The organism is Pseudoalteromonas sp. MT33b, from assembly GCF_014117385.1.
In the GTDB taxonomy this organism is placed as follows: Bacteria; Pseudomonadota; Gammaproteobacteria; order Enterobacterales; family Alteromonadaceae; genus Pseudoalteromonas; species Pseudoalteromonas lipolytica.
Window position 1 is genome coordinate 325,001 of record NZ_CP059831.1, and the last position, 12,915, is coordinate 337,915.

Here is a 12,915-nt window from a genome sequence, read left to right on the forward strand (position 1 = left end):
TAATGCGGGTGAAAAACCCGCACGCCGGAAGACCAAGGGTTCCTATCCCATGTTAATCAGGGTAGGGTAAGTCGACCCCTAAGGCGAGGCCGAAAGGCGTAGTCGATGGGAAACGGGTTAATATTCCCGTACTTGGTATAATTGCGATGGGGGGACGGAGCAGGCTAAGCAAGCATGGCGTTGGTTGTCCATGTGAAAGTGAGTAGGTTGAGAGTTTAGGAAAATCCGGACTCTTAAGACTGAGACACGAGACGAGCCACTAAGGTGGTGAAGTTGTTGATGCCATACTTCCAGGAAAAGCCTCTAAGCTTCAGATTATACCGAATCGTACCCCAAACCGACACAGGTGGTCAGGTAGAGAATACTAAGGCGCTTGAGAGAACTCGGGTGAAGGAACTAGGCAAAATCGTACCGTAACTTCGGGAGAAGGTACGCTCCGATTGGTGATGAGACTTGCTCTTTAAGCTGATTGGAGCCGCAGTGACCAGGTGGCTGGGACTGTTTATTAAAAACACAGCACTGTGCAAAATCGCAAGATGACGTATACGGTGTGACACCTGCCCGGTGCCGGAAGGTTAATTGATGGGGTTAGTTTTCGGACGAAGCTCTTGATCGAAGCCCCGGTAAACGGCGGCCGTAACTATAACGGTCCTAAGGTAGCGAAATTCCTTGTCGGGTAAGTTCCGACCTGCACGAATGGTGTAACCATGGCCACGCTGTCTCCACCCGAGACTCAGTGAAATTGAAATCGCAGTGAAGATGCTGTGTACCCGCGGCTAGACGGAAAGACCCCGTGAACCTTTACTACAGCTTGGCACTGAACATTGAACCTACATGTGTAGGATAGGTGGGAGGCTTTGAAGCAGAGACGCTAGTCTTTGTGGAGCCGTCCTTGAAATACCACCCTTGTAGTTTTGATGTTCTAACGTTGGCCCCTGATCGGGGTTACGGACAGTGCCTGGTGGGTAGTTTGACTGGGGCGGTCTCCTCCCAAAGAGTAACGGAGGAGCACGAAGGTTGGCTAAGTACGGTCGGACATCGTACGGTTAGTGTAATGGTAGAAGCCAGCTTAACTGCGAGACAGACACGTCGAGCAGGTACGAAAGTAGGTCATAGTGATCCGGTGGTTCTGAATGGAAGGGCCATCGCTCAACGGATAAAAGGTACTCCGGGGATAACAGGCTGATACCGCCCAAGAGTTCATATCGACGGCGGTGTTTGGCACCTCGATGTCGGCTCATCACATCCTGGGGCTGAAGTCGGTCCCAAGGGTATGGCTGTTCGCCATTTAAAGTGGTACGCGAGCTGGGTTTAGAACGTCGTGAGACAGTTCGGTCCCTATCTGCCGTGGGCGTTTGAGAATTGAGAGGGGTTGCTCCTAGTACGAGAGGACCGGAGTGAACGAACCGCTGGTGTTCGGGTTGTCATGCCAATGGCATTGCCCGGTAGCTACGTTCGGAACTGATAAGCGCTGAAAGCATCTAAGCGCGAAGCAGGCCTCGAGATGAGTTCTCACTAGACTTTTAAAGTCTCTGAAGGGCCGTTGAAGACTACAACGTTGATAGGCAGGATGTGGAAGTGGTGTGAGCCATTAAGCTAACCTGTACTAATTACCCGTGAGGCTTAACCATACAACGCCAAACGCGTTTTATGACAGCGTAACAGACAGAAGTTAGTATACTAAAGTAGATTTACGATTATCAGATTTCCAGATTTTAGTTAATTGCGAGTGCGATTAACAACCAAATTTGCTTGGTGACAATAGCGTTTTGGACCCACCTGATTCCATGCCGAACTCAGTAGTGAAACGAAACAGCGCCGATGATAGTGTGGCATTTGCCATGTGAAAGTAGGACATCGCCAGGCTCCAAATTAGAGAAACCCGTTGCAGCAATGCAGCGGGTTTTTTGCGTTCAGGGCTAAATCGTCCAGCACTATGCCGAGATTGCATACAGAGATAAAAGACGCATAAGCGTAAGATGAAGAGACGTAGGAGGCACTTTAGTGCCGAAGTGTCTGATATGCCCTTCATACAACACCCCTGACATTCACGGCTAAAGCCGTTCCCACGCTTTGTAATCAGATGTTTAATAACGATTCCCATGTTGTTTAATCATAACGACAAGAATGAAAGATTTCCTTAAATTGCTCACTTCGCTTCTGGTTCAAATAACTAGGCGTAGTAGGAGGCACTTGAGTGCCGAAAGTGTCTGATATGCCCTTCATACATAACCACTGACATTCACGGCTAAAGCCGTTCCTACGCTTCTTAATCACGATGTTCAATCATGATAATCATGATGACAGTAGTGGAGAATGATGGTTCTCTTAAATCGCTCATTTCACCTACACTGAGATAATTAGCGCGTAGGAGGTACTTTAGTGCCGAAAGTGTCTGATATGCTCTTCACACATAACCAGAAACATTCATGGCTAAAGCCGTTCCTACGCTTTGTAATCATGATGTTCAATCACAGTCCTAACGTTGTTTAATCATGATGACAAGATTGGAGGCTCTAAAATGGGCTACTTCACCTTACGCTAATCCGTCTCTCATTAATGAGCAACACAACAACGCGGTGCTTGACGAATAAATACGAAAAAGCCCAGCAGGTTTCCCCGCTGGGCTTTTATATTTATATATTCAGTACTTACTGTTATTTAATCATGCTGTAAATAAGCGCAAGAACAGCAAGAGAGCCAATAGCTAGCACAAATAAAGTACTTAAGCGGTGCCTGTATTTTTGCAGGCTAGGGACTTTATACACGGCAATCATGGGCATAATGAATAAGATCATGGCGATAATTGGGCCTGAAAGTTGATCCATCATGTCTAATATACTTGGGTTAATTACTGAGCAGTACCAGATTGCAAAGAACATAAGCACAGTGCCAATTTTGTCGACTCGCTTAGGGCTCATATGTGACTGTTTGCTCACTAAGCCATTGAAACTTTCGCGGGCTCCTAAAAAGTGGCCTAAGAAAGATGACGTAATCGCGATAAACGCTACCAACGGGCCTAGTGTGGCAATGAATGAGTTATCAGTAATATTGGCAAGAAACGACAAGATAGAAACGTTTTCGGCCTTAGCTTGCAGCATTTGTTCTGATGATAAAGACAACACACACGAAAATACAAACAGCAATACAAATACGATTAACAATAAGCTGGTGCGCTTCAGAATTGCTTCTGACTTCATTTTAGCATTATTGCCGTAATGAGCTCGCTGTACATGGACAAAACTTGAGATTGCAGCGGCGTGGCTGAATGAGAACACAATAATAGGAATTGATAACCAGAGCGTTTTCATAAAGCCTGAAAATTCAGGAATTGATACGTCAGGCATCTGCCAGCTTGGGATCAAATACAACGATAAGAAAAACAGAATACCGACGAGTGGATAGACCAAAATAGCAAAAGCACGCAACATGAGTGCTTCTCCACCTAGCATTAAGCTAATCATACCACCCACTAAAATGCCTGATAGAAGCACGCGTGGTGGTGATTCCATACCTAATTGATTAACGATAAAGCTGTCTACGGTATTGGTTAGGCCAACGCCATAAATAAGTAAAATAGGAAAGATAGAAAGAAAATATAAAAGAGAAATTAGCCGCCCAGCATTCATGCCAAAGTGCTCTTCTACCACATCGGTAAAGTCAGCATCTGGTTGTTTTGATGATAATACAAAACGAGCTAAGCCACGATGAGCTAAGTAAGTCATAGGAAAGGCTAAGCACGCCATAATCACTAATGGCCAGAACCCGCCTATACCGATATTAATGGGTAAGAATAAAATGCCGGCACCCACTGCTGTGCCAAATAAACTTAATACCCACTGGGTGTCGTGAAGATTCCATTTCGAGTTACTACTTGTTGTCGATGCACTAAACTGCGCAGCATCTTGTTGTGTGTTCATTAGCACTCCACTATTAGAATAATAATTGTCGCGCAGCATATAGAAAAGCAACTAAGAATGCATGTTTTAGCGTTGTATTTAGATAACTATGCTGTAAGGAGAGACTTACAAAAGGAAATGCTGGGCTAGTTTAGTTAAGCCCAGTTGTGGTGTTTACTCTGCTGCTGCAAGTGCGCGGGCTTTTATATCAGCAGCAAATGCTAAGCCTTTTTTAAAGCGAGCTTCAGCTGCTGTGATTTCACTTTCATCGCCATTAGCAGCAAGCACACCTTGTGATAGTGCTTTGTAAAGAGAAGTGATTTGCGCTTGGTAAGCTGCCTCAATGGCTTTTTCAACAGTCGTCATCGTCATTCCTTTAATAGATTAAGAGGGCAAAATATTATCGGAACACAGGCATAAAGGCTAGTTTAACGTTAATTTAGAGAGGGTAAGTTTTTACTTTAAGTCGCTGGGTTTCGCTTCGCGTTACCCAGCTTATGTAGTATTTCACTCTATAACATCGACTGCTAAAGACTAGTCCTGTAACGCCGATACTATAAAATACGGATTCAGATATTCTTCTTTACTGTTATACAGCAGTGGACTGCCATCGAGTTTGCTAACCGTTGCTCCTGCTATTTCGGCAATCGCATGGCCTGCGCCTGTATCCCACTCGCAGGTTGGGCCTAAGCGAGGGTAAATATCGGCGCTGCCTTCGGCTACTAAACATAGTTTTAGTGAGCTGCCTTTTGAGACCATTTCTACGTCATCGAATTGTTTTACAAATTCAGCTAGGTCAGGGGAAGGGTGTGAGCGACTGCCAACAACACGAATAAGCCCTTTATTTGGCTTGCGGGTAACTTTAAGTTCGATGCGTTCATCGCCCTTATCTTTAAACGCACCAATGGCGTTGCTTGCAATATATGAGACACCCAATGCAGGTGCGTCGACGACGGCTAAAATAGGCTTACCGTTTTCAATGAGCGCAATATTTACCGTAAACTCACCATTCTTTTTGATGAACTCTTTTGTGCCATCAATCGGGTCGACTAGCCAATAACGTTGCCAGGTTTGACGAAGATCCCAGCTAATATCTGCACTTTCTTCACTTAGAATCGGAATGTCTGGCGTTAACTGTTTTAAGCCATTAACAATCACTTTATGGGCTGCTAGATCGGCGTCGGTTACTGGGCTTTCATCGGCTTTGTATTCGACGTTAAAATCTTTTTCGTAAATACCCATAATGGCATTTCCTGCTTGGCGCGCCAGCAGTAAGATTTCTTCTAGCAGTTCCGTATGATTCATGATTTAACCTATAATTTGCTGTTGTTTTAGATACGCTACCAGTTCTTGCACCGATTGGTCTAGGGTGTTTTTGCTCGTATCGATTTTAATTTCGGGTGATGTTGGAACTTGGTAGTCTGAATCAATACCTGTGAAATGCTTAATTTCACCCGCACGTGCCTTTTTATAAAGCCCTTTAGGGTCACGAGTTTCACATACGTCGAGTGGGGTATCTAAAAACACTTCGATGAACTCACCATCATCTACCAAGTTCCTTACCATATCGCGTTCACTTTGGAAGGGTGAAATAAATGCGGTGAGTACCACAAGACCAGCATCGACCATGAGTTTCGCTGTTTCGCCTACGCGGCGAATATTTTCAACACGATCTTCATCAGTAAAGCCTAAATCTTTACATAACCCATGGCGTACGTTATCACCATCAAGTAGATAGGTGTGAACACCAAGTTGGTTTAGTGCGTTTTCTAGCGCATTGGCCACGGTGCTTTTACCAGAGCCAGAAAAGCCAGTGAACCATAAAATAGTCGGCTTATGCTTTTTTTGCTCACTACGTTGTGCTTTAGTGATTGCGTAGTTATGCCAAACGATATTCTCATTCATTGTATCTGTTCTCGTTGTTTGTTATTGAAATGGGAAAACCAGTGGTATCAAAGTAAGTACCGTAATCGAATAGATAATCGATAAAGGAAGGCCCATGGCAATGTAATCTTTTAAGCGGTAATTTCCCGCACTGTACACCATAAGGTTGGTCTGATAACCAAATGGTGAGATAAAGCTGGCCGATGCACCAAAGGCCACGGCCATAATAAAGGGCAGTGGGGAAACATCAAAGCCAATAGCCAGCGCATACGCAACAGGAAATGAAAGTGCGGCGGCTGCATTGTTGGTAATCAATTCGGTAAACATGACCGTCATTAAGAAGATGGCAATAAATGCCCCGTAAGGGCCAAAGTCACCTAACACATAAAGCATGCCATTCGATATTTCACCAGCTAAACCGGTGCCAATCATGAGTTTGGCGAGTCCAATCGCACTGCCTACAACCGCCAGTAATTCGATAGGGAAGCGACGTTTAACTTCACTGAGCTTAATTGTGCCGCTGAGCATTAGGCCAATGAGTAACACCAATAAGCCTTTTACTAAGGGGACTAAACCGATAATGCTTAACGTTAAAACCCCGGCAAAACTAGCCAGCACAATGTTTGATTGCTTTGCTTTTAAATGTGTTTGTAAATCGAGACCCGAAATATAAACAAACTCACGCTTTAAGTTTGGGAGTGTGTAAAATGCTTTACCCGGCGCGAGAATCAAGGAATCACCTGCTTGTAATTGCACCTTACCTAGGCCTCCTTGTAAACGGTCATGGCCTCGACGAATTGCAATTACTGCCGCATGAAACTGTTCGCGAAAGCGAATTTCTTTAATCGTTTTGCCAATGTATTTAGAGGAGTGACTCACGACCACTTCAACAAGGTGTTCAACATCTTTCTCGTGCTTGTCATGAACCACTTTTAAGCCATCAAATTGAGTCAGTAAAGGAACAGACTTTATATCGCCGACAAATAATAATACGTCACCTTCTTTGATTACTTGTTTTGGGGTGACGGCACAAATACGTTTGTCACCACGAATGATTTCAGCAAGGAAGAGATCTTTTAATTCACGCAGACCATTTTCTTCAACACTTTTACCAATCAGCTTTGAATCAGCTTCTACTTTGCCTTCTAAGTAAAATGGCACGACTTCTTGGTTATTTTTACCGTTATCGGGTAGGTATTTAAGCATTACAATAATGGTGATCAGGCCCACACTTAATGCGCCTAAACCAACCAGTGTAAAATCAAAAAAACCTAAGGGAGCCATGCCCGCTTCAACAGCAAAACCATTGACGATTAAATTAGTTGAGGTGCCAATTAAAGTAATTGTGCCACCGAGTATTGCGGTGTACGACAAAGGCAGTAATAGTTTTGATGGCGAATGTGTCGGGCTCTCTTTTATGGCACTAATAAGAGATGCCACAACGGCTGTGTTATTAGTAAACGATGACAAAAAGGCGGTCGATAAGCCAAGCTTAGTGACAGAGCTTGTCAGGCTACCTTTTGATAAGGATTGGGCAAGTTTCTGTACCAATGTGGTTTTTTCTACCGCAATTGATACCAATACTAAAAGTATCAGGGTGATTAACGAGGGGTTGGCATAATTAACAAGCATATCCTCAAGGCTAATAAGCCCTGAAAGATAGCTAATTCCAATGGCGCTCACAAATAACCATGCTGGTTTTAATCGTGTGCCAAATAGGCACCCGACTAATACCAGCATAATGCCTGTTAATACCAGCTGTTGATACATGCTTTTTACTTCCTATAACAGGCGAATTGTGATTATTTAAGCTTAGTTATATCAAGCGCTTGCCAATGAGGGAAGTGCTTGCGAACAAGTGCATTAAACTCAACTTCAAAGTCGCTAAAGCCACTTTGTTGCTCTTCAGTGCTCAATAACTGCTCGATCATACCTGCTGCAACCGTTAAGTTTGATAGGCGATCGATTAAGATAAATGCACCTGTTTCATGGTTGTCGTGATACTCATCTGCCAAAATTGTTTCTGTAAGCTCGAGGGTTACAATAGCAATTTCGTTTAGCTGCAGAGAGTCTGCTTGGCCATGCTCTAAGGTATTTACATCAATCGTGTGATCAATTTTTTTCACCACCGCTGAGGTATTTTTGCTGCCTAACTTAAAGTTATAGTTTTTACCTAGCACCAAGGGAGATTCATGCATCCACACAAGTTTGGCTTGAATACGGTTTGTTACAGCGGCTTTAGATGCGGCTGGTACAATTACATCACCACGACTGATATCAATTTCGTCGTTAAGCGTTAGTGTAACTGCTTGGCCTGCTTCGGCTGTATCAAGGTTCCCATCGAAGGTGACAATCTCTTTGATACTTGAGCTTTTTCCTGATGGTAATACTTTTACGGCATCACCCACACTGAACGTACCTGAAGTGAGTGTTCCTTGGAAACCGCGGAAATCTAAGTTAGGGCGCACAACATATTGCACAGGTAAGCGTGCTTCAAAGCCAGTATCAATTTCAGCCGCAGGGGAATCTTCGAGTAATTCAAGAAGCGGTTTGTCGGTGTAATAAGGTGTATGTTCAGAGCGTACTACAACGTTGTCGCCTTTCAATGCTGACATAGGTACGAACTTAATGTTTGTGACGTTTAACTGCTCTGCAAACTTAAGGTAATCGGCTTTGATTTTCTCATACACGGTTTCGTCAAAATTGACGATGTCCATCTTATTGATAGCAACAACAAATTGTTTAATCCCTAAAGAGTCACAAATAAAGCTATGACGCTTAGTTTGTACCTGCACGCCATAACGTGCATCGACTAGGATAATTGCCACATCGCTGGTTGATGCACCTGTTACCATGTTGCGGGTGTATTGCTCATGTCCAGGCGTATCCGCAATAATGAATTTACGTTTTGCTGTTGAGAAATAACGATACGCAACATCAATCGTGATGCCTTGTTCTCGCTCAGCTTGCAAGCCATCAACGAGTAGGGCTAAGTCAAGCTCTTCACCTGCATTACCAACTTTTTCGTTGTCTTTGTGAAGGGCTGCAAGTTGATCTTCATAAATTTGGTGGCTGTCATGCAGAAGGCGGCCGATTAACGTTGATTTACCGTCATCAACACTGCCACATGTCAGCATACGTAAAAGGCTTTTGTCTTGTTGACGCGCAAGGTAGGCGTCGATGCCTAGCTCTCTTACTTCATTAATCGTGTCGTTAGTTTTAGACATTAGAAATAACCCTCACGTTTTTTCTTTTCCATAGAGCCTGCAGAGTCGTGATCAATCACGCGACCTTCACGCTCAGATGATGTTGATAACAACATCTCTTCAATGATTTCAGTTAATGAGCTGGCGGTTGATTCCACAGCACCAGTAAGTGGATAACAGCCAAGGGTACGAAAACGGACCGACTTCATTTGCGGTACTTCGCCTTCTTCAAGCGGCATGCGCTCATCATCAACCATAATGAGAGTGCCATTGCGCTCAACAACAGGGCGTTCTTTGGCTAAATATAGCGGCACCATTTCAATGTTTTCTTGGTAGATGTATTGCCAAATATCAAGCTCAGTCCAGTTAGATAATGGGAATACACGAATACTTTCACCCGGGTTAACTTGGCTGTTGTAAGTATTCCACAGCTCTGGACGTTGATTTTTAGGATCCCATCTGTGGTGCTTATCGCGGAAAGAATAAACACGCTCTTTGGCACGTGACTTTTCTTCATCGCGGCGAGCACCGCCGAATGCAGCATCAAAACCATATTTATCAAGCGCTTGTTTTAAGCCTTGGGTTTTCATGATATCGGTATGCTTCGCTGAGCCATGAACAAACGGATTAATATCAATCGCTAAACCTTCAGGGTTTTTATGGACGATTAAATCAAAGCCATATTCTTTGGCTAAACGATCGCGAAACTCGATCATTTCCTTAAATTTCCAGTTGGTATCAACATGCAAAAGAGGAAATGGAATTTTTGCTGGGTAAAATGCCTTACGTGCTAAGTGTAATAACACCGATGAATCTTTACCGATTGAGTAAAGCATAACCGGGTTTTCAAACTCAGCAGCAACTTCGCGCATGATCTTGATACTTTCAGCTTCTAATTGCTGAAGGTGTGTTAAAGCCATTGTTAGTCGTCCTACTAAAATGATTAAAAGTTAAATTACGCTACGCCTGTTAAAGGCTGGGCAAAGCTGCTGGTTTGTGCCGTTTGGCCAAACCAAGCAAGTTGATGATGCAGTGATGCAACTTCGCCAATAATTAATAACGCTGGTGAAATAACACTGTGCCGTGAAATTAAATCGGCTAATTCACCTAGCTGCCCCGTCACGACACGTTGTTCTTTACGTGTGCCGTTTTCAATGATGGCCACTGGTGTATCTGCACCGCGACCATGTTTTAATAATTGTGCTTGGATGTGAGGTGACTTAATCACCCCCATATAAATCGCCAAGGTTTGATTAGGTTTAGCAAGCGACTGCCAATCGAGTTCTTGACCCTCTTTTTTACAGTGCCCAGTAACGAATTGGATGGCTTGTGCATGGTCTCTATGTGTTAATGGGATACCCGCATAAGCACTGCAACCGGCTGCAGCAGTAATACCAGGAACAATTTGATAGCGGATCTGGTTGGCAGCAAGCACTTGTACTTCTTCACCGCCACGGCCATAAATGAATGGATCGCCCCCTTTAATGCGGCATACTTTTTTACCCTGCTTAGCAAAATCAACTAACATTTGATTGGTATCTTCTTGTGCTACACTATGATCGCCCAAGCGCTTGCCAACACACACTAAGTCGGCATCGCGACGCACCAGTTCCATAATTTCATCAGACACAAGGTAGTCATACACAACAACATCGGCTTGTTGCATTAATTGCAGGGCTTTTAACGTTAATAGCTCTGGGTCACCCGGGCCTGCGCCCACAACATATACTTCACCTTCGGGCTCAGGCTTGGCTTCGAGTAGTTGCTCTAGTTGCGCCGACGCTGCGGTAGTGTCGCCTGCTTGCACTTTACTCACAACCGATGAATCAAACACACCTTCCCAAAACTGGCGACGGTCGGCGAAATGTTTAAAACGTTGCTTTACTTTGTCGCGAAAACTCCCGACTAAAGTAGCCAAAGGGCCAATATGTTGTGGAATAAGCGTTTCGAGTTTTTCACGTAAGCGACGTGCTAAAACAGGGGCTGTCCCCGCGCTTGAGATAGCAATAGTGATAGGGTCACGATCAACAATCGAGGGGAAAATAAAACTACACTTTGGTTGATCATCAACGACATTAACGAAAATATTGCGTGCGTTAGCAAGCTCAAAAACCGTGCTGTTAACCGCGTCGTTATCTGTTGCGGCAATAACCAACATTTGTTTATCTAAATGGTGTTCTTGAAATATGTCGTTAATTAGCGTGACTTCACCCGTGTTTGCAAGGGTTATAAGCTCATCACAAAATTCAGGGGCGACTAACGTCACGTGTGCGCGCGCTTTTAAAAATGCGCGGCATTTGCGTAACGCAACATCTCCACCGCCGACTACCAATACGGGCCTGTCGTCTAATTTGGTAAAGATAGGTAAATATTGCACGTTGTTTATACCCCTAAAAAACATCACAGAAACTGCTTATTGCAGACAAGCAGAATATAGTGCGTATTGTTAAGTAAAAAATAATTAAAACCCAATTTATATAACTAAAAGTTATATTGGGTGGTTCTATTTGGCTTAAGACTTAGTTAACAAGGGATTGCGGCGAGTTACAAGAAAATAACTAGGCTTATGGTGATTAGTTATGAGTTATAGCCAGAACATAAAAATTTGCTACTATGGGTCACTATTATGGCAACACAAAAATACGATTTATGAAAAACATGCAAACAATCGCAGCCCAAGCTGTGGCGCTCATGGACTTAACAACCCTCAATGACACCGATACGGCACAAACAATTGAAGATCTTATTGCTAGTATTCAGCCAAAGTTAGGCGTGCCTGCGGCGGTGTGTGTTTATAGTCAGTTTGTTAGTGATGCTAAATTAGCGTTGGCAGAGCGTGCGCTAAAGCAAGTAAAGGTGGCCACCGTCACCAATTTTCCAACAGGAGAGCAGCCTTTAGAACAGGTGATAAATGAAACCTTGTTTGCTATTGAGCGTGGCGCTGACGAAATTGATTTAGTGATCCCATACAAAGCCCTCATTGCAGGTGATGAAGAGAAGGTTTTAACGTACGTCAAATCCTCAAAAGATGCCTGCGGCAATAAAGCCGTGTTAAAAGTGATTATCGAAAGTGGCGAATTAACAGATGAGTTAATAGCTAAAGCGAGCCAACTTGCGATTGATGGCGGGGCTGATTTTGTCAAAACGAGTACGGGTAAAGTGGCGGTTAATGCAACCTTAGCTGCAACGGAGATTATTTTAACCGCAATTAAAGCAAACGGTAAAAACGTCGGTTTTAAAGCCGCTGGGGGAGTGAGAACCGTTGCTGATGCCGCTCAATACTTGGCCTTAGCTGAATCTATAATGGGTGAAGCCTATATAAAGCCTAAACTATTTAGGTTTGGTGCTTCGGGGTTATTAAGTGATGTATATGCGACATTAAATGAATCGTGATAGTGAGCAAGAAAAAATAGCCCTTGAGCATGGCGCCGCAAAATTATTTTTGCGCTGTTATGAAAAAGAGTTTGGGATCAAAATGCGCAATATTTGGCATAATACACCAAGTAAGCCAGATGTGAGCTGCTACAAAGGTGAGCAGCGTCTCGATATTGAAATTGCGCATTTATACGCCAGTGAAACAGAGGCGATGGCCGTATTAGGACGGCCCTTGTCAATTGGTATGCAGCGCGACCTTGCTGAGATGGCACTTGAGCCAAGCGATCAGCGTTTACATTGTGCACTGCATCGGTTACTCGCGCAAAAAGCGAAAAAACAGTATGAATCAGAGCATCCATGGTTATTGATCCGTAATGCCAGCACTATTTGGCACTTAGATGATTTTAAGGCCGTGCTCACTCATCTCGATGTACCAAAAGGGCATCCATTCCAGCAAATTTGGTTATTGTGTGACTTTTATCGTGGTGAACTAGTACAAATTTTATAAATGGAAGATGTTAGCAAAAATGAGAATAAAACGTTCAGGGACA

10 protein-coding genes and 2 rRNA genes (1 of these 12 running past the window's edge) are annotated in these 12,915 nt (G+C 43.8%); 4 read left to right on the forward strand and 8 right to left on the reverse strand.

What is annotated here, in order from left to right; all coding sequences use genetic code 11:
- Nucleotides 1-1,631 (forward strand): 23S ribosomal RNA (locus H3302_RS01580); it begins 1,255 nt to the left of the window's first position.
- A 120-nt stretch (nucleotides 1,632-1,751) separates the two neighbouring features.
- Nucleotides 1,752-1,866, forward strand: a 5S ribosomal RNA gene (gene rrf / locus H3302_RS01585).
- A 791-nt stretch (nucleotides 1,867-2,657) separates the two neighbouring features.
- Here the strand turns inward: rrf and H3302_RS01590 are convergent.
- The 8 genes from H3302_RS01590 to cysG form a co-directional block, all read right to left on the reverse strand.
- Nucleotides 2,658-3,920 carry an aromatic amino acid transport family protein gene (locus H3302_RS01590; RefSeq protein ID WP_182396071.1) on the reverse strand — a complete coding sequence of 421 codons (1,263 nt, stop codon included), beginning with the start codon at nucleotides 3,918-3,920 and terminating at the stop codon, nucleotides 2,658-2,660.
- A 153-nt stretch (nucleotides 3,921-4,073) separates the two neighbouring features.
- Nucleotides 4,074-4,265, reverse strand: coding sequence for a hypothetical protein (locus tag H3302_RS01595; protein WP_036971594.1), 192 nt, complete (start codon nucleotides 4,263-4,265; stop codon nucleotides 4,074-4,076).
- 168 nt (nucleotides 4,266-4,433) lie between these two features.
- Complete coding sequence (gene cysQ, locus H3302_RS01600) at nucleotides 4,434-5,204, reverse strand: 3'(2'),5'-bisphosphate nucleotidase CysQ (protein WP_182396074.1); 771 nt, start codon at nucleotides 5,202-5,204, stop codon at nucleotides 4,434-4,436.
- Nucleotides 5,205-5,207: 3 nt separating this feature from the next.
- Nucleotides 5,208-5,804, reverse strand: a complete 597-nt coding sequence (gene cysC, locus H3302_RS01605) for an adenylyl-sulfate kinase (RefSeq protein WP_036971590.1) — start codon at nucleotides 5,802-5,804, stop codon at nucleotides 5,208-5,210.
- 21 nt (nucleotides 5,805-5,825) lie between these two features.
- Nucleotides 5,826-7,553, reverse strand: coding sequence for an SLC13 family permease (locus tag H3302_RS01610; protein ID WP_036971588.1), 1,728 nt, complete (start codon nucleotides 7,551-7,553; stop codon nucleotides 5,826-5,828).
- A gap of 32 nt (nucleotides 7,554-7,585) precedes the next feature.
- Complete coding sequence (gene cysN / locus H3302_RS01615) at nucleotides 7,586-9,010, reverse strand: sulfate adenylyltransferase subunit CysN (RefSeq protein WP_182396076.1); 1,425 nt, start codon at nucleotides 9,008-9,010, stop codon at nucleotides 7,586-7,588.
- The gene (gene cysD / locus H3302_RS01620) at nucleotides 9,010-9,909 is read right to left on the reverse strand and encodes a sulfate adenylyltransferase subunit CysD (RefSeq protein WP_036971584.1); all 900 of its coding nucleotides are present in this window, start codon (nucleotides 9,907-9,909) and stop codon (nucleotides 9,010-9,012) included. The genes cysN and cysD overlap by 1 nt, the downstream gene beginning before the upstream one ends.
- Before the next feature lie 35 nt (nucleotides 9,910-9,944).
- A complete protein-coding gene (gene cysG, locus H3302_RS01625; RefSeq protein ID WP_182396078.1) occupies nucleotides 9,945-11,366 on the reverse strand; it encodes a siroheme synthase CysG in 1,422 nt (473 codons plus the stop codon).
- A gap of 272 nt (nucleotides 11,367-11,638) precedes the next feature.
- Between cysG and deoC the strand changes: the two genes are divergently transcribed.
- Nucleotides 11,639-12,382, forward strand: coding sequence for a deoxyribose-phosphate aldolase (deoC, locus tag H3302_RS01630; RefSeq protein ID WP_182396080.1), 744 nt, complete (start codon nucleotides 11,639-11,641; stop codon nucleotides 12,380-12,382).
- On the forward strand, nucleotides 12,372-12,872 hold the full coding sequence (locus H3302_RS01635) for a hypothetical protein (protein ID WP_036971583.1): 501 nt from the start codon (nucleotides 12,372-12,374) through the stop codon (nucleotides 12,870-12,872). The genes deoC and H3302_RS01635 overlap by 11 nt, the downstream gene beginning before the upstream one ends.
- Nucleotides 12,873-12,915: the final 43 nt, after the last annotated feature.

Coding starts and splice junctions, on each gene's coding strand:
- H3302_RS01635 (WP_036971583.1), top strand. CDS start 12,372: ATGAATCGTGATAGTGAGCAAGAAAAAATAGCCCTTGAGCATGGCGCC.
- cysN (WP_182396076.1), bottom strand. CDS start 9,010: ATGTCTAAAACTAACGACACGATTAATGAAGTAAGAGAGCTAGGCATC.
- H3302_RS01610 (WP_036971588.1), bottom strand. CDS start 7,553: ATGTATCAACAGCTGGTATTAACAGGCATTATGCTGGTATTAGTCGGG.
- cysQ (WP_182396074.1), bottom strand. CDS start 5,204: ATGAATCATACGGAACTGCTAGAAGAAATCTTACTGCTGGCGCGCCAA.
- cysC (WP_036971590.1), bottom strand. CDS start 5,804: ATGAATGAGAATATCGTTTGGCATAACTACGCAATCACTAAAGCACAA.
- H3302_RS01590 (WP_182396071.1), bottom strand. CDS start 3,920: ATGAACACACAACAAGATGCTGCGCAGTTTAGTGCATCGACAACAAGT.
- cysD (WP_036971584.1), bottom strand. CDS start 9,909: ATGGCTTTAACACACCTTCAGCAATTAGAAGCTGAAAGTATCAAGATC.
- H3302_RS01595 (WP_036971594.1), bottom strand. CDS start 4,265: ATGACGACTGTTGAAAAAGCCATTGAGGCAGCTTACCAAGCGCAAATC.
- deoC (WP_182396080.1), top strand. CDS start 11,639: ATGAAAAACATGCAAACAATCGCAGCCCAAGCTGTGGCGCTCATGGAC.